Source organism: Actinocrinis sp. (assembly GCF_035946395.1).
Taxonomy (GTDB): Bacteria; Actinomycetota; Actinomycetes; order Streptomycetales; family Catenulisporaceae; genus Actinocrinis.
Window position 1 is genome coordinate 14,673 of the sequence record NZ_DASYZI010000166.1, and the last position, 15,041, is coordinate 29,713.

The window sequence follows — 15,041 nt, forward strand, 5'->3', positions numbered from 1 at the left end:
GGCATCTGATAGCTGTTCAGTCCACGTCGCGTGCTTGGTTCGCTGGTCGCTTGATCCCGCTGACTCGTCTGACGCGGTTCGAGGCTCTGGGCCCGGTGCACCGCAGTGTGCGTGTTCAGGTCGGTACGGACACGGTGTTCGGCACTCCGGCTCAGGCGCTGGCGATGGGTCTGGCGCTGGTGCGGGCTGCGATCGAGGCGGATCCGGCGATGGCGTCGGCGTTGCGTTCCTGATCGTCCTTCCGGTTTTTGGCCCGGCCCGCTCAGGCGCTGCGCGGACCGTGGCCATGGCCGTAAGGGCCTTTGACAACTGAAGAGTGATTCTCGCCTGAGGTTCGGTGAACCGGGTGACGCTTCGCGGCCCCTGCCGTTTTGTCCCCGTGTTCCCGCGCTGTCTTGAAGGCGACTCGCAGTGCTTGTGCTGCCCGTCCATCGCGACCCGGACCATCTTCGGTTCGTGGTGGGCGGAGAACACCAGCCCCGCGCCACTTTGATGATGGAGGGTCCTGATGCATCACAACGGCCGTGACGTTCTGCTCGCGAGCACGCTTCCCGTGTCCAACCTGGAGGTTCGCCCCGGCGAGGCCAGGACGATCGTGTGCCCGGACTGCGGTACCTGGCGTTTCCTGCGCCGCAACATGATCTTCCCGCACCGTGCTGCCGACGACCGTTCCCGTTGCCCTGGTAGTGGTCAGCGCGTGCGCATTGATCTTCCCCTCGCCTCGCTGGTCGCGCCTTCTGCCCGTCAGCAGGCGGAGCAGGCTCAGGCCGGGTTGCGCCGCGCGGCCCGCGTCCAGCTCAAGCCGTCCGCCCCGGTGCCGCCCCCGGTGTTCAAGGTCAAGGCCAGCACGGTCTAACCGCAGCCCGTCCCGCAGCCCGTCCCGACTTCCCGGGGCGGGCTGCCTTGTCATGCCCGCGAGAACAGGAGTCCGATCATGTACGAGCCCGCGCTCGCCGAGCCCGTTGCCGACACCGTCCCGACCCTGGCCGAGGCCGTGTTGGCCGCGTACCGGGCGGGGGTGACCGAGGGACGCTCGGCTGTGGTTCATTACGCCCCGACCACGATCACCGTCAACCACGCGCCGGCCCCGGCGCCGGTTGTGCAGGACGCGCCGATGCCCACCCTGCCCGCCGGGCCTGATCAGGCGGGGCCGCCCGCGCTGGTCAAGCCCGCGCATTTGCGGCGCCGGTACAGCCGCGCAGACCTGTTTGTTTTTCTCGGCGGCGGCATCCTCGCCGGGGCGTGCGTGCAGGCCGCGCTCGCCGGTTTCCTCTACACCACCGGCCTGACCGCGCGCCTGTGGCTGTGCTGCACTGTGCTGACCGGCGTGCCGCTGCTCGGCGGGCTGTTGCTGCTCGGCGCCGCTGCCGTGACAAGTCGGCAGGAGCGCGAGCGGTGAGCGGCGCCACGGTCGGCACGGTGTACCTGCCGCACTTCGACGCCCCGTTCGGACACGCCAAGCACTACACCGGCTGGTCCGCCGACCTGCCCGCCCGCTTGGCCGAACACGGGGCCGGGCGCGGCGCACGGCTGACCGAGCTGCTCGCCGGTCCTGCGCGGCTCGCGTTCGACCATGGCCGGATCGTGCACAACGCGCTGAACCGAGTGGGGATGTGATCGCGGTGGCCCGGCCCGAGCGCGACGACGTCACCCCGCTGACCGTTGAGGTCCGCAACGACAAGGGCCAGCTGACCACCCGCTTGCATGTGAGCGGCTGGTCGTCCGCCAACGCGGTCGTTGCGGCCTACGCGAAAGACGTCGGCAAGACAACCGAGGTTGTTCCCCGTACCGACTAAAGCTCTTGGCTCCTGTCCGCACCCCGCTGTCCCGCCCGCCCCCGAACAGGTGGGCGGGCGGTTCGGCGAGGGCGCACAGACTGCGTGCGCCACCAGCCGAGTGTGGTAGGCGCCTGAGAAATGGCCCACGCCCGGCTTCCTCGACCCGTAGGGGCAACGTGACCCGAGACCCGAATACCCCGAGCATCTATCACGGCAACGTGCTGCTCGCGGCCATGGCCCGACTGCGCGCCAACCCGGAGAGCGGCGGCGCCTGGAACCCCCAGCTCACCGAATATCTGCGGCAGACCATGCTCGAAATGGACGCGCAACTCACGAGACGCACCCGCCACGAGAGCGACCGGGACTTCCCCGGCACCTGGACCGCAGCCCTCACCCTCGCCCGCGCCATCCTCATCCACACCCCCGACCGCGACGACTTCCCGCTCATCGACCCCCTCGACCTGACCACCAACCGCCTCGACGACGACCAGGACTAGGACGAGGCGTAGCCCGTCCGTTCTCGCTGTTCCGCCCGCCCCGGCATCCGCGCCGGTTGGCGGGCGGTTCGGCGTGGGCGGCCGACCGGCCGACCCGTCCCCGCCTGGAGGGAGCGTTCGCGCTCATGTCCCGCACTGTCCCGTCTCGCGCCGAGCGCGTTTGCGGCGCCTCGGCTCGCCTGTTGCTGCTGGTGACGCTGTTGTTGATGCTCACCGGTCAGGCGAGCTTGATCCTGGGCGTTGCGCTGCCCGGCTGGGAGCACGCCGCGATCCTGCTCGACACCCTTGTGCTTGGTTTCTACGCGATCGTCCGCATACTGTTCACTCCGCGCTCCGCGCGTTCTCGCGGGGGAGTGCGGTGAGCCAGGGTTCTGACTCGTTCACGTCAACCACCCCCGCCCGCAACATGGCGCAACCGGCGGGTTCGCGCATCATCGCTGTACTCGAACAGGCCTGGTTCGAGATCCGCGCCCGGCATCGCGATGTGCCGCCCGTGGTGGTGATCACGGGTACCGGTCGTCAGGCGCGCGGCTTTGCCACGCTTGGGCATTTCGGCGCTGACCGCTGGCAAAGCGCGCTGGCCGAAGGCGGGCGGTTGCCGGAGTTGTTCATCGCCGGGGAGTTGCTGGCCGGGCGCGGGCAGCATTCCGGCGGGCGGGCGGTTCTCAAAACCCTGTTGCACGAGGCCGCACACGGTTTAGCGCACACGCGGCGCGTCAAGGACTGTTCACGGCAGAACCGGTACCACAACCGGCGTTTCGCCGCTCTGGCCGCCGAGTTGGGTCTGACCGTTCCGGGTGAGCCGCACCCGACGCTGGGCTGGTCGATGGTGACGCTCGAAGACCAGGCCGCCGCCGGATGGCTGGACGTCATCTCGGCGATCGACGCTGCGCGTCTGCCGCACCTCGGCGTGCTGAGCACGGCCGCCGCGCCGTTGGCCGCGTCCCGCGCCGGGACCCGCTTCCAGGTGGCGTGTGGGTGCGAGTCGCCTCGGACGTTGTCGATCACGCCCAGGCAGTTCGAGACCGCTGCGCTGATCTGTGGCGCCTGCCGGGGGCCGTTCGAGCCGAGCTGACTCGCGCCACCCGCACACGGCATCCCGGCCGCTTATCCCGGCCTGGGTGCCGTTCTTATTCTTCCTCTTTTTCAGGATGGTGATTCCTCGTGCTCGACCTCGCCCCGCCCGGCGAGCGGCCCTCGCTCGCGCTCGTCAACGGGCATGCTTTCCCGCCGCAATCATCCGAGCCGATACAGGAGGCGCCCGGACCGCTGGGCGCCGGGTGGATCACGGTGGTGATCGTGGTCGGCATCATGGCCGCCCTGATCGCGCTGGGCGGCATGGTGCTCTCGTTCCGCGCGGTGTCCGGCGAGATGGTGCCCGCGTTCGGCGCACGCTGGGCGTGGCTGGTGCCGATCGTGGTGGACCTGACCGTGTTCGTGTTCTCCGGCGTCGATCTGGTCTTGGCCAGGCTGGACATGGGTCACCCGCTGGCGCGGTGGACCGTGTATGGCGCCACCGCCGGGACGGTGTGGCTGAACTACTCCGCCGGAGGCTCGGCGGCCGGGCGTACCGCGCACGTGCTCATGCCCTCGATTTGGGTTGTGTTCATCGAGTTGATGCGGCACGTGGTGCGGCGTCAAACCAACCTGGCCACCGGCAGCGTCAGGGAGCCGATCCCGGCCGCCCGCTGGCTGGTGTCGCCGTGGCCGACGCTGAAGCTGTGGCGCCGCATGATCCTGTGGCGCCAGCACTCCTACACCGCCGCCCTGGTCATGGAGCGCGCCCGGCTGGGCGCTATCGCTGTGGCTAAGCAGATGCGCCCGCACGGTTGGCGCCGCGCGCTCGGCCCGCTGATGCGCCTTCAGATCAACCTCGGCGAAGCCGACGCCGCTGCCGTGGCCGCAGCGCTGACGCTGGCCGCCGAGCGGCCGTTGACCGGCCACGCACCCGGCCAGAATCCGGCCACTGATGCGGCCAGCGAGCGGCCTGAGTCCGGCCACGACGACGGTCAGAACGCGGCCAAGCCCCGGCCAACGAAGCGGCCACGCTCCGGCCGGGACACGGCCGGAAAAGTGGCCAAGGTCACGGCCAAGCACCCGGAGTGGTCGGCCGCGCAGGTGGCCGCGTCGCTGGGCATCGGCGAGCGCACCGCGCGCCGGTACATGACCGGCCATTGACCCGCACCCGTTCAGCGCCACCCGGCCGCGCCGCGCTCACCGCGAGCGGGGCGCGGCCGCTCCACTTCCCCTGCCCTGTTTCCCTGTTTGGAGGTGCCCGACCATGACACAGACCACCGACCACGCCAACGGCGCGAACGTCACGGACTTGTCCACCCGGCGCACGATGCTCGGCGCGATCGTGGACGAGGTGGTGATCCCGGACCTGAGAACGGCCACGATGCAGCCCGCCGTGTTCGAGGAGGAGGACGAGTTCGGGCCGGTCCTGCCGCCCTGGTTGCGCGACCGCAACGCGTTCCTGGGTACCGCGCGCAAGATGTACCGGCGCACCAAGTTCAAGGCCTGCTTTCACGCCCTGCGCCTGCCGCTCTACGGCGTGCGCTGGACCCGCCGGGCCATCGTCGGCCTGGGACGCTCCATCAAGACCGGCTGGGTTTGGGCGTTCGACCTGGAGGGCCGCCAACTGCGCAAGCACACGGCCGACAGCATGCTGGGCAGCGAGTACGTGCGGATGCGCGAGCAGCACCACCACCGCGTCAAGCTGCGCCTGTGGTCCGCACTGGCCACCTCGCTGACCGGCACCGTGGGTCTGGCCATCGGCGAGGCCATGTCCCCGGCCACCCTGCCCACGACCGCGCTGGCCGCGTTCGTCACGCTCGGCATGGTGGGCAAGCCCGCCGATAACACCGCGCTGTTGGACACCGCGATCGTGCCGCTCTCCGTCGAGCTGACCAGCGAGCACCTGAACACCGCGTTCCGCGCGGCCGGGTTGCTGGGCAAGGAAGCCGAGCTGGTGATTGTGCAGCCGATCATGCGCGACAGCATGGATATCGGCTACACCTGCGTGCTGGACCTGCCCAAGGGCGGGGGTAAGAAGGCCGCTGATGTGGTCGCCGCCCGCGACACCCTGGCCGCCGAGCTGGGCATCGACGAAGTGCAGCTCATGGTGTGGCGCATCCGCGCCGGCGAAGGAGGCCACGCCGCCCGCCTCGGCATGTGGGTCGCCGACGATGACCCGTACATCGGCGGCAAGAGCGCGTCCCCCCTGCTGGACCTGGACTTCTTCGACGTGTGGCAGCCGATCCCGTTCGGCCGCAACGCCCGAGGCAAGCTCATCGGCCTTTCGCTCATGTGGGAGTCGATGTTCTTCGGCGGTCTGCCCCGGCAGGGCAAGACGTTCGCCCAGCGCATCACCGCGGTGGCCGCCGCCCTGGACCCTTTTGCGCGTGTTTACTGCGCTGATGGCAAGGGCGGCCGGGACTGGAAGGCCGTGTCCCGGATCGCGCACCGGTACATCACCGGAGCCGAAACCGACGCGCTCAAGGCGTTCATGGGCATGCTGCGGGAGCTGATCGGGGAAATGGAGCGTCGCTTTCAGATCATCAACGGCCTCTCGGATGAGGTGTGCCCCGAGGGCAAGCTCACCCCGCAGATCGCCAAGCGCTACGACATGCCCCCGGTGTTTATCATCATCGATGAACTCCAGGAGTACTTCTCCGCTTTGGAGCAGAAGGAGAAGGAGGTGGCCCTCGAACTGCTGTGCCGCCTGGCCCGGCGCGGCCCTGCGGCCGGGTTCATCTTGAACCTGGCCTCCCAGCGCCCGGACTCGGACTCGGTGCCCACCAAGCTGCGCGAAATGATCAGCATCCGGTTCTCGGTGCGCTGCGTGGACAAGACCAGCTCGGACATGGTGCTGGGCAAGGGCAAGGCCGCCATCGGCGCCGACGCGAGCCTGTTGTCCGCCGAGCACAAGGGCGTGGGCGTGCTGGTCACCGGCCCCGCCGAGTTCGACACCGTGCGCACCGACTACATCGACCTGCCCGCGTTCTCCGTGATCTGCGAGCGGGGCCGCGCCCTGCGCATCGCCGCCAAAACCCTGACCGGCGACGCCGCCGGAAAGCTCGCCGACCTGGCCGCTCCGCAGGTCACGATTCCGGCGATCCTGACCGACTGCCTCACGGTGATGCGGCACGCCACGACCATGCACACCAGCGAACTGCTGGTCGGCCTGGCCGGCCTCGACGATGATGCCTGGGGCGATTTGACCCCCGACACCCTCGCCGAGCAACTGACCGCCGCCGGAGTAGTGCGCTCCAGCAAGCAAGTCAGGGCCGGAGCGGACGGAGCCAACCTCGCCGGATACCGCCGCGCCGACCTGGAAGCCGCGATGCCCGCCACCTGGAACCCCAACCAGGCCGCGTGACCGTGTAAAGGCCACCCCCGTTACAACCCCTTTACAGCCGGGCGGGTCGCGCGAACCAGCGTGGCCCGCCCGGTGAGTCACGGGGACCCGTTACACCCGTAACCCCCCGTGTAATGCCCCCGCCATGCCCCGTGACCAGGCATGTAACGCCTGTCACGGGGCCTGTCGCACTCCGGGCACGCCCGCGAGAAACACGCTCACACGCCCGGACAGGACACACCCGCCCGCACCCCGTGACACCGCCAGGAGACTGACCCATGCCCCGAACCAACCGGTATCGAACACGCGCCGCACAACGCCATCGACGCAAGAACCTGACCCGCCGACTCAAGCGCGCGGTCCGCCGCCGCGTCCACCACGCCGCCGCCAAACTCCGCGCCCAGCACGCTCGGCGCACAATGCGCCGCACCAACCGACGCCTGGAAATCCAACGCGCACGCGCCGCCGCGCCGCTCGCGGTGCGCTCGATCACCGGCACCCGCCGACCCGCCAAAAACGCGACAGCCACCACGGCGGCCCGGCCCGCCATCCCGGTAAACGGCACCGCAGCGCCGATGACCCAACGAGTCAAACGCGGCAAAGGCGGACGGTTCAACGGCTCCACCGGCACCGCCAAGAACACCAAGAAGACCACCGCCAAGAAGACCAGCGCGAGCAAAAGCACCGCGAAAACCACCGCGCTCACACCCGAAGCGCGTAAGAACGCCGCATTCCACCGCACACTGACGGCCGGAGACAAACGCGCCGCCCGCATCGACAATCGCACCGAGGCCGCAGACAAGCGCATCGACCGCATACTCCCCGACACCTGACCCGAGCCCCGAACTACCGCCTAACCAACCAGGGCACAGCGATCCGGTCCTGTAGCTCGGGACCGGATCGCTGTGCCCTGCGCGAAAGGACCCGTCCCATGTCCGAACCGTTGACCACGTTCAGTTTCGGCGGCGGCGTTCAGTCCGTCGCCTGCTTCGTCTTGGCCGCCACCGGCCTCATCCCCTACCGCATATTCCTGTTCGTGAATGTCGCCGACGACAGCGAACACCCCGCCACCCTGGACTACCTGTCACTGCAGTCACGCCAGCCTCCGAGCGCTGGCTAGCGGTGCCACGTTTGCCGCATCATGAGCGTGATGAGAGTGCTCATGCAGCCGTCGATGAACCCACGGTCGGCGAACTGCGGAGGCTAGCCAACCACTAGGCCGGTGCGGCCTAATGCGTGAGGCCCCGCCGGGGGTACGGGGCCTCACGGTGCGGATACGAATTTTGGTAACTGCATCCGCTATCTAGGTGGCCTAAAATTGCTTATGAGCGATGGATCGGGGTAACAGTACTTCTGGCAGCTGCAGGATGGTCAGTATCGATCACTTGCCCGGATTGGTCGTAGGCAGTGATGGTTGCGGCATCCGCACCTGACGGCCACCAGGCCAGGAAGTAGGGGCCGCTGGTGCTCGCGATAACGGTGCGACCGTCAGTGGTAGTCACCTCGACCGTGGCGACGTTGGGGCCGATGCGGCCGAATGCGAAGCGGGTGGCGCCTGGTCCGCTGGCTTGCCCGGATTGGGCATCGTCGACAACGAGGATGCTGGCGGGGGTGCTGGCGACGAGCGGCTCGATGCCGGCGAAGCGGGCTTGTTCGGTGCCGATGCAAATTCCTACTGTGCGGCCATCGGCCATGGCGATACTGGTCGTTGTCCCGCGCTGCTCACCAATCGCGATGAGGTTGGGTCCTGACGGCGGTAGTCCTGCGAATATTGGGACGTGGGACAGTTCGATGCGACATTGAGACATCGCAGAGTTGAGAGCGGCGGCGGACAATCGGTCCGGTACGGTGCTCCACGCGGTGAGCGATGGACCAGCGTTGAGCGTGAACGAGAGAGCGAGGGCAATACCCGCAGCAAGTGCGACGCTCAAGCGCACCGCGAGCCGCCTGCGTGGTTGGCGTCGATGGGCCCGGACCCCGGCGAGCAAGCTGGCGCGCAACGCCAGCTTGCGCTGAGGGTCCAGTGGCCGCCACGTTTCCAGGAGATCATGTTCAGTGGTCATAGCGTCTCTCCAAAGGTATTCAAGCGCACGGATGCGAGGTCGACACGCAACTGGGAGCGAGCGCGAGAAAGACGGGATTTGACCGTCCCTTCGGGGATGGCTAGGGACGCAGCTGCCGTTTTCGTGTCAACCTGTCCAATCAGGCATAGCTCCACAACATCCCGCTGATCCTTAGGGAGCCTGCGTAGTGCCACCGTCATCGCCGCCAGCGCAGCCCGGTAGTCGACGGCTGCAGCAACATCGGCAGCGTGGTCGGGTTGGTTGCCTTCCACAGGGAAACGCCTCAAAGCTGCCACATAACGTCGGAGACTGCGATGGTGACGCAGACACACCCGTGCAGCAATCCCGTAGAGCAGGGGCAGCGCAGTAGGGGTGGTTAGCGGCAGTTTGGCTCGGCAACGCCACGCTTCGAGAAACACCGTCGCGGTCAAGTCGTCAGCATCAGAGTACGAACCGACCCGGTGGGCACAGTAGTTGTAGATCGCATCAACATACTGGTCGAAGATTGTGGCGAAGGCGTCGCTGTCACCGGTCCGTACGGCTTCCCACAGGACGGTGTCTTCATGCACGCCGATTGTCGTCACACCCACTTATGCCCGCTCGGACGTCGCCGGTTCCCCGCCAGCTTGTATGACCACGGCCCCACCGGTGGCGGGGCCGCATCCACCGAGCGGGCGGACAAGCAGCACGGTGGGACGGGCCGTCAGGCCCGTCCCACCGTGCTGTATTGTGATGTTAGCTGTGGTAAGAAATCAGATTGAAGCTTCCGTTACCAAACGCCTGGTACTCCGCATACGGGTATGCGTGCTCAGCGCAGTAACCCCCGACCGGAACCCACGCGATGCACATGTCCCAATGGTATGTCAACTGCGCAAGGTTCCAACCCACACCGTAGGACGAGTTCACGTTGCAGCTCATGTAGTTGTACGTCGGGTACCACCCACCGGTCCCCCAACACGACGGGCTTGTGTAGGAAACCCAGGTACCGTCACCGCACCAGTCCTCGGAGCCGTACGCGGCCATGCCGAACGCGAAGTTCCACGTGATGGTCTCGGACCAGCAGCCGCTGGCGTTCGGGTGCACCAGGTTCGGCGTAACAGCCGTGCGGTGCGTCGGTGCGGTTGCGCTGGAGCCCACGACGAGACTGCCGCTGATTGGCTTCGCCGTCGGCGGTGCGTACTTCGTGAGCCCTGCCGCAGCGACCTCCGATGCGGTCATCGTGTGCAGCGAGACCTTGGTCTTACCGTCCGGCGACACCCAGGTGATCGTGTGTCCCGTCGGGGCGGTCAGCATCGTCGGAGTGGCGGTCGCCGCGCTCGCTGACGAAGCAAGGGTGAGTGCGGCGACCGCCGCTCCCACGATCGCCCCCAGCCGCTTAATGATCACTCAAACCTCCCGTGTTGTGGAGACATCTGCCACCACTTCTCGTGGTGTCGCTCCCCCGTTTGCTGTCAGTCCTTGATGTTTGTCTCGTTCGTGAGGCTACGCAATCCCACATATGTAGTAGAGGTCTGATTCACTGCCTCCGCAGGCAATTGCGGCAATGCGCTGCCGGTTGGCGCTGCCGGGGCCTACCAACTCAAATGGAGCTGGACGATGAACGACACCAGTCCCGCCTCAAGCCGAGAAGACACTTCGAGCTTGGTGAATATTCGAGTGAGGTGACACCTGACCGTCAGGTCGCTGATCGACAGCAGTGTTGCGATCTGGTGATTCGAGAGGGCGCGCCCTAGTTGCAGGAAGATCTCGCGCTCCCGCGGGCTGAGCCGGTTGGCCCTGGTTGCCGCTAGTACTAGATGACTATCAGGAAACTTGTATGTGGCATCGAGGTCAGCGTTGGACATTTCCGTTCCCCCCGGAACGTTGGTGAGCGCGAACAGGCCGACGCCTGTTTATGCCCGGTGCCGCGTGGCCAGTTCCACAGCCGATCGCCTGCCGCCGTGGCCCAACCTCAGCCTTCTGAAGAGGCTAGCCTGGAGTCATGATGCTCGCCGACACAGTGGCCTACTTTCCTGGGTCGACTCAAAGCCACGGATACATCGTGGGATGGGGGACCTTGACTCTGATCAACGCTGGGCTCGCCCAGTCCAAGGGACGCGGCGGCCTTTCCTGGTGGCTTGTCTCAGTACTCCTCGGCCCTGTAGCCACGCTTGCAATAGTTCTGCTGCCGCCCGTTCCCCCGGAGGATAGGTAGCCAGGCGCGTGCTCGACTGGTCAGTTCACCTGCTTGGGACAGTGCAAACAATGCTGCCACCTGGCCTAATCGGGGGCAGCGCTACGACGCGTTGAGGGGAACAAATAGTCACCGTTACTTTGTTCCTCAGCCGCTCGCCTGCCTGGTGCGCCATCCCGTCATGGTGCCGAACCCGGTCACGACGTCATATTTGAGCGGCGCCCAGACTACGCGGCGCTCCGGTATCTTGCTCCCCGGTTCATAGCCGTTGACCTCTGCCGAGCCCAGTCGCGCAGTTGCTCCGAGCCGACCATCGCCCCGAACTATATGCACTTGGAGAGCCACAGCAACAGGAGAGGCTCGGGTCGAGAGCGACAGCCTCGACCTCGTTCAGCAGGACAGCCTTGGGCTTCGTTATGAGTGTCATGATCTCGCACGGCAGGCAAGCAGGCTACAGGCCGTCGAAGTCGAACAGATGAACCTCGTTGATGCACCATATCGCCGCCCCTAAGGCCTAAAATGTCGTGAAATACGCCTAATTTGACCCGAGGCTCCCGCACTCAACCATTCGAGTGGAGTGCAGAGAAACACCGCCGACTCAAGATCCGGGTAGTCGGCAAGTGGCTCAAGGCGTACGGCGCGAGCGCCGAGCGCCCTGCCACGGTCGGCATTGGTATCAGTCTGGATGAGATCGAGCGTGCCAATACCCGCCGCCAGGAACCGCACAAGCGCATCTCTTGTCCGCTCTTGGATCTCGGATTGCGTCGCGCCGACTGCCACCGCATCATCACGGGGGCCGGACTACCGATCCCGCACAAGACAGTGTGCTGGTTCTGCCGAGACGAGCCGAACCTGTTCGAATGCTCCTGCCAGCTCGAAGATCTCCTCAACGACCGGCGTACCGCCCTGGGCAAAGACCCGGTCTACCTCACCCGCTACGGCAAACCCCTGGCCCGCGCGATCCCTGGCGGGCAACTGGCCTTGTTCGACACCTTCGACCCACACAGCGAAGACGCCCTGTACGACTCAGGACGCTGCTTCACCTAGTGGCGCGACCCAACCCGGCGCAATCTGAACACCCTCGCCACGGCCCGCCGATGCCGCCCCGCGTCGGCGGGCCGTGGCATGCCCGGAAGGAACCCGACCCCTGTGACCCCTGCCACCGACACCAGAACTCTGACGGATACCGCACTCGACCTTGCCGCGCACGGCATGCACGTTTTCCCGCTCAAGCCGGGCAGCAAGGTCCCGGCCCTCATGGCCGATTGGGAGGGTCGGGCGACCACCGACCCCGCCCGGATTCAGCGCTGCTGGTCGGCCGGGGCGTTCAACATCGGCATCGCGTGTGGTCCCTCCGGGCTGCTGGTGGTGGATCTGGACACCCCCAAGCCGGAGACCAAGCCGCCCGCGGCGCCGTTCGATCAGGAGGGCGTGAACGACGGCATGGACGCCCTGGCTGTGGTTTGTATCGCGAATGCTGAGCCGTTCCCGTTCGACACGCTGACCGTGACCACCGGTCGCGGCGGAACACACCTGTACTTCACCCAGCCCGAGGGGCAGGCGTTGCGCAACAGCGCGGGTCGTCTCGGGTGGCTCATCGACACCCGGGGCGTGGGCGGGTATGTGGTTGCCCCCGGTTCCACGGTGGACGGCAACCCCTACACCCTGACCTTTGACACCGTCCCGGCCGTGCTGCCGTGCTGGCTTGCCCGGCTGCTGGCCGCGCCGAAGAGCCCGCCCCGGCCGGCCCGCATGGCGCACACCGCCGCCCGGTCGTCGTCCGGGTATGGCGCTGCCGTGCTGCGCGGGGAGCTCGCCAAGCTGACCTCGGCGCGCGCGGGCACCCGTAACGACACTCTCAACGCGGTGGCGTTCACCCTCGGCACGCATGTGGCCAGGGGCACCCTGACCCGCGCCTTGGCCGAGGCCGCGCTCACGCAGGTTGCCGAGCGCTGGGGCACTGATGTGAGTAAAAGCCTGGGCACGATTGAGCGCAGTTTGAGCGACGGAGAACGCAAGGCAGGCACCCGATGATCGACCAGCCTGCTCCGCCGGACCCGGACGAGCCCGACCAGGGCACCGATCCCGAGGGTGATGCCGAGGCGCAGGTCGAAGCGATCCTGGCCGCCATCGGTGCCGAGGACGCGCTCAAGGAGCTGGACCGGCGGCGTGCCGACCAGCCGGACGCCGAGCGACCCGCTGGCGGCGGCGACTCCGGCGAGGGTGGGCGAGGGCCGAGCCAGGCGACCAAGCTGGTCGAGTTGGCGCGCCGCGACTTTCGCACCGTGCTGGGCTCGGACGGCAAAACGTATGCCGTGCTGTTGGCCGGGCCGAACCTCGCTTTGTCGTTGCGTGGGGAGAACGGTTTGCGCTCCCGCCTGGCCAAGCTGTTCTTCGACGAAACCCAAACCGCTCCTGGCGCCTCGGCGCTGGCTGATGCTCTCAACGTCCTGGAAGGCCAAGCCGTGGACGCCGCACCCGAACCCGTTGCCCTGCGCGTGGCCCGGCACGAGGGGAACCTCATCCTCGACCTGGGGCAGCCGGACGGACGCTGCGTGGTGATCAGCCCGGGCGAATGGCACGTCGAACCCGAGTCCCCGGTGCTGTTCCGCCGCACCCGGCTCACGGCCCCGCTGCCCGTTCCCTCCCGCACCGTTGGCGGGCTGGACCGGTTGCGTGAGTTGCTGAATGTGGGCGAGGCCGGGTTCCGGCTGCTGGTCGCCTGGCTGGTGGCCACCGTGTTCCCCGACATCCCGCACCCGATTTTGGCCCTGTCGGGAGAGCAGGGCACCGGCAAGTCCGCCGCCGGACGCGCCCTGGTTTCCCTGCTGGACCCCTCACCCGCGCCGCTGCGGGCCGCGCCCAAGGACATGCGTGCCTGGACGGTTCAGGCCGCCGCCTCGTGGACCGTAATGCTGGACAACGTCTCCTCGATCCCGGCCTGGTTCTCCGACACCCTGTGCAAAGCGGTGACCGGTGACGGCATGGTGGAGCGCGCCCTGTACACCGACGACGACGTCAGCGTGCTGTCCTTTCAGCGCGTGATCGGCATGACCACCATTGATGCCGGAGCCATGCGCGGCGACCTGGCCGAACGGCTGCTCTTGGTGGAACTCGAACCCATCCGCCCCGACCAGCGGCGTACCGACGAACAAGTCAAAACCGCGTACGAAACCGGCCGCCCCGCCATTCTTGGCGCCATCCTCGACCTGACCGCCGCCGTACTCGCTGTTCTGCCGGATGTTCAGGTTGACGAGCTTCCGCGCTTGGCGGACTTCGCCAAAATCCTCGCCGCCATCGACCAGGTCAACGGCTGGACCACCTTCAACGACTTCACCATCCTGGCCGGGGAAATCACCGAAGCCGTCATCGAAGCAGACCCCTTCGCCGACGCGGTGCGCACCCTGATCCAAACCAAACGCACCTGGACCGGCACCGCCGCCGCCCTCGCCGAACTGCTCACCCCCCACGACCCACCCAAAACCTGGCCACGCACCCCCCGCGCCGTGGCCGGACACCTACGCCGCGTCGCACCCGCCCTACGCAAAAACGGCATCGCCATCGACTTCCTACGCGAGGCCAACGGCAACCGCCAACGCCTCATCCGCCTCGCCGCCCAGTGAAATAACCGGAAACGACCGTCCCTACCGTCCACACCGTCCCTAAACCGCTACTGACCAGCGGAAACATCAGGGACGATACAGGGACGGTCGAGACGGTTCAGGGACGATCGCCGCAACGCGACCGTCCCTACCGTCCCTGAACCGTCCCTCCCCGCCATGCACCCTGACCTGCGGTGTTGCCCGCTCAGGGACGGTAGGGACGGTAGGGACGGTCATTTCCCGTGACTACGAAACGGCTCATCTCCGGCCCACTGGCCTGGCCTTGAGCCAGCGGGCCTCTGTCTCTCGCCCCGCCGCAGAGAGGACGCCCGAAATGGCCCAGACTCCGTTTGCCCAAGCCTCGATTCTCGTCACGCCGGAGGAAGCCGCCAGGGCGCTTCGGCTCGGTCGGTCGAAGATCTACGAACTCATGGCCTCGGGAGCGATCGAGTCCGTGAGGATCGGCCGCTGCCGCCGAATCCGCTGGTCGGCCCTCGAAAGCTACGCCGCCAACCTCACGGCATCCGCCGCCTAAGTCCAACGTCCGTCACCCGTGGGCGCCAAGCCA

At 67.2% G+C, this 15,041-nt stretch carries 21 protein-coding genes; 17 read left to right on the forward strand and 4 right to left on the reverse strand.

Annotated elements, in window-relative coordinates; translation table 11 throughout:
* The first annotated feature begins 50 nt into the window (after positions 1-50).
* The 12 genes from VGS97_RS10480 (at position 51) to VGS97_RS10535 (ending at position 7,755) form a co-directional block, all read left to right on the forward strand.
* Positions 51-233 (forward strand): hypothetical protein, encoded by a 183-nt coding sequence (locus VGS97_RS10480; protein ID WP_326853143.1) that lies wholly within the window; start codon positions 51-53, stop codon positions 231-233.
* Positions 234-508: 275 nt separating this feature from the next.
* Positions 509-856, forward strand: coding sequence for a hypothetical protein (locus VGS97_RS10485; protein WP_326853144.1), 348 nt, complete (start codon positions 509-511; stop codon positions 854-856).
* A 78-nt stretch (positions 857-934) separates the two neighbouring features.
* Positions 935-1,399 (forward strand): hypothetical protein, encoded by a 465-nt coding sequence (locus VGS97_RS10490; RefSeq protein ID WP_326853145.1) that lies wholly within the window; start codon positions 935-937, stop codon positions 1,397-1,399.
* Positions 1,396-1,617, forward strand: coding sequence for a hypothetical protein (locus VGS97_RS10495; protein ID WP_326853146.1), 222 nt, complete (start codon positions 1,396-1,398; stop codon positions 1,615-1,617). Before VGS97_RS10490 ends, VGS97_RS10495 begins: the two co-directional genes overlap by 4 nt.
* Complete coding sequence (locus VGS97_RS10500; protein WP_326853147.1) at positions 1,614-1,796, forward strand: hypothetical protein; 183 nt, start codon at positions 1,614-1,616, stop codon at positions 1,794-1,796. The genes VGS97_RS10495 and VGS97_RS10500 overlap by 4 nt, the downstream gene beginning before the upstream one ends.
* A 158-nt stretch (positions 1,797-1,954) precedes the next feature.
* Entirely contained in the window at positions 1,955-2,275 is a 321-nt protein-coding gene (locus VGS97_RS10505; protein WP_326853148.1) for a hypothetical protein, read from the forward strand.
* 125 nt (positions 2,276-2,400) lie between these two features.
* On the forward strand, positions 2,401-2,637 hold the full coding sequence (locus tag VGS97_RS10510; RefSeq protein WP_326853149.1) for a hypothetical protein: 237 nt from the start codon (positions 2,401-2,403) through the stop codon (positions 2,635-2,637).
* A gap of 44 nt (positions 2,638-2,681) precedes the next feature.
* Positions 2,682-3,350, forward strand: a complete 669-nt coding sequence (locus VGS97_RS10515) for a hypothetical protein (RefSeq protein WP_326853150.1) — start codon at positions 2,682-2,684, stop codon at positions 3,348-3,350.
* Between the two features lie 89 nt (positions 3,351-3,439).
* Entirely contained in the window at positions 3,440-4,453 is a 1,014-nt protein-coding gene (locus tag VGS97_RS10520; RefSeq protein ID WP_326853151.1) for a DUF2637 domain-containing protein, read from the forward strand.
* Between the two features lie 103 nt (positions 4,454-4,556).
* Positions 4,557-6,656: a hypothetical protein gene (locus tag VGS97_RS10525; protein WP_326853152.1), complete on the forward strand. Its 2,100-nt coding sequence runs from the start codon at positions 4,557-4,559 to the stop codon at positions 6,654-6,656.
* Positions 6,657-6,913: 257 nt separating this feature from the next.
* Entirely contained in the window at positions 6,914-7,468 is a 555-nt protein-coding gene (locus VGS97_RS10530; protein ID WP_326853153.1) for a hypothetical protein, read from the forward strand.
* Positions 7,469-7,566: 98 nt separating this feature from the next.
* Positions 7,567-7,755: a hypothetical protein gene (locus VGS97_RS10535; RefSeq protein WP_326853154.1), complete on the forward strand. Its 189-nt coding sequence runs from the start codon at positions 7,567-7,569 to the stop codon at positions 7,753-7,755.
* Between the two features lie 202 nt (positions 7,756-7,957).
* Here VGS97_RS10535 and VGS97_RS10540 read toward each other — a convergent pair whose 3' ends face one another.
* The 4 genes from VGS97_RS10540 to VGS97_RS29800 form a co-directional block, all read right to left on the reverse strand.
* A complete protein-coding gene (locus tag VGS97_RS10540) occupies positions 7,958-8,698 on the reverse strand; it encodes a hypothetical protein (protein ID WP_326853155.1) in 741 nt (246 codons plus the stop codon).
* Complete coding sequence (locus VGS97_RS10545) at positions 8,695-9,282, reverse strand: RNA polymerase sigma factor (RefSeq protein WP_326853156.1); 588 nt, start codon at positions 9,280-9,282, stop codon at positions 8,695-8,697. Before VGS97_RS10545 ends, VGS97_RS10540 begins: the two co-directional genes overlap by 4 nt.
* Positions 9,283-9,433: 151 nt before the next feature.
* Positions 9,434-10,084 carry a hypothetical protein gene (locus VGS97_RS10550; protein ID WP_326853157.1) on the reverse strand — a complete coding sequence of 217 codons (651 nt, stop codon included), beginning with the start codon at positions 10,082-10,084 and terminating at the stop codon, positions 9,434-9,436.
* Positions 10,085-10,269: 185 nt separating this feature from the next.
* Positions 10,270-10,542: a helix-turn-helix domain-containing protein gene (locus tag VGS97_RS29800; protein WP_414641683.1), complete on the reverse strand. Its 273-nt coding sequence runs from the start codon at positions 10,540-10,542 to the stop codon at positions 10,270-10,272.
* Positions 10,543-10,682: 140 nt separating this feature from the next.
* Between VGS97_RS29800 and VGS97_RS29495 the strand changes: the two genes are divergently transcribed.
* The 5 genes from VGS97_RS29495 (at position 10,683) to VGS97_RS10570 (ending at position 15,008) form a co-directional block, all read left to right on the forward strand.
* Positions 10,683-10,892, forward strand: coding sequence for a hypothetical protein (locus tag VGS97_RS29495; protein ID WP_349262080.1), 210 nt, complete (start codon positions 10,683-10,685; stop codon positions 10,890-10,892).
* A 519-nt stretch (positions 10,893-11,411) separates the two neighbouring features.
* Positions 11,412-11,918 (forward strand): hypothetical protein, encoded by a 507-nt coding sequence (locus VGS97_RS10555; RefSeq protein WP_326853158.1) that lies wholly within the window; start codon positions 11,412-11,414, stop codon positions 11,916-11,918.
* Between the two features lie 102 nt (positions 11,919-12,020).
* Complete coding sequence (locus VGS97_RS10560; RefSeq protein WP_326853159.1) at positions 12,021-12,905, forward strand: bifunctional DNA primase/polymerase; 885 nt, start codon at positions 12,021-12,023, stop codon at positions 12,903-12,905.
* Entirely contained in the window at positions 12,902-14,494 is a 1,593-nt protein-coding gene (locus VGS97_RS10565) for a hypothetical protein (protein ID WP_326853160.1), read from the forward strand. Before VGS97_RS10560 ends, VGS97_RS10565 begins: the two co-directional genes overlap by 4 nt.
* A gap of 313 nt (positions 14,495-14,807) precedes the next feature.
* Positions 14,808-15,008: a helix-turn-helix domain-containing protein gene (locus VGS97_RS10570; RefSeq protein ID WP_326853161.1), complete on the forward strand. Its 201-nt coding sequence runs from the start codon at positions 14,808-14,810 to the stop codon at positions 15,006-15,008.
* The last annotated feature ends 33 nt before the right edge of the window (positions 15,009-15,041 follow it).

Excerpts from the sequence above, each read along its gene's own strand:
- VGS97_RS10510 (WP_326853149.1), top strand. The coding sequence starts at position 2,401 with ATGTCCCGCACTGTCCCGTCTCGCGCCGAGCGCGTTTGCGGCGCCTCG.
- VGS97_RS10490 (WP_326853145.1), top strand. The coding sequence starts at position 935 with ATGTACGAGCCCGCGCTCGCCGAGCCCGTTGCCGACACCGTCCCGACC.
- VGS97_RS10525 (WP_326853152.1), top strand. The coding sequence starts at position 4,557 with ATGACACAGACCACCGACCACGCCAACGGCGCGAACGTCACGGACTTG.
- VGS97_RS10485 (WP_326853144.1), top strand. The coding sequence starts at position 509 with ATGCATCACAACGGCCGTGACGTTCTGCTCGCGAGCACGCTTCCCGTG.
- VGS97_RS10565 (WP_326853160.1), top strand. The coding sequence starts at position 12,902 with ATGATCGACCAGCCTGCTCCGCCGGACCCGGACGAGCCCGACCAGGGC.
- VGS97_RS10540 (WP_326853155.1), bottom strand. The coding sequence starts at position 8,698 with ATGACCACTGAACATGATCTCCTGGAAACGTGGCGGCCACTGGACCCT.
- VGS97_RS10530 (WP_326853153.1), top strand. The coding sequence starts at position 6,914 with ATGCCCCGAACCAACCGGTATCGAACACGCGCCGCACAACGCCATCGA.
- VGS97_RS10535 (WP_326853154.1), top strand. The coding sequence starts at position 7,567 with ATGTCCGAACCGTTGACCACGTTCAGTTTCGGCGGCGGCGTTCAGTCC.
- VGS97_RS29495 (WP_349262080.1), top strand. The coding sequence starts at position 10,683 with ATGCTCGCCGACACAGTGGCCTACTTTCCTGGGTCGACTCAAAGCCAC.
- VGS97_RS10515 (WP_326853150.1), top strand. The coding sequence starts at position 2,682 with ATGGCGCAACCGGCGGGTTCGCGCATCATCGCTGTACTCGAACAGGCC.
- VGS97_RS10570 (WP_326853161.1), top strand. The coding sequence starts at position 14,808 with ATGGCCCAGACTCCGTTTGCCCAAGCCTCGATTCTCGTCACGCCGGAG.
- VGS97_RS29800 (WP_414641683.1), bottom strand. The coding sequence starts at position 10,542 with ATGTCCAACGCTGACCTCGATGCCACATACAAGTTTCCTGATAGTCAT.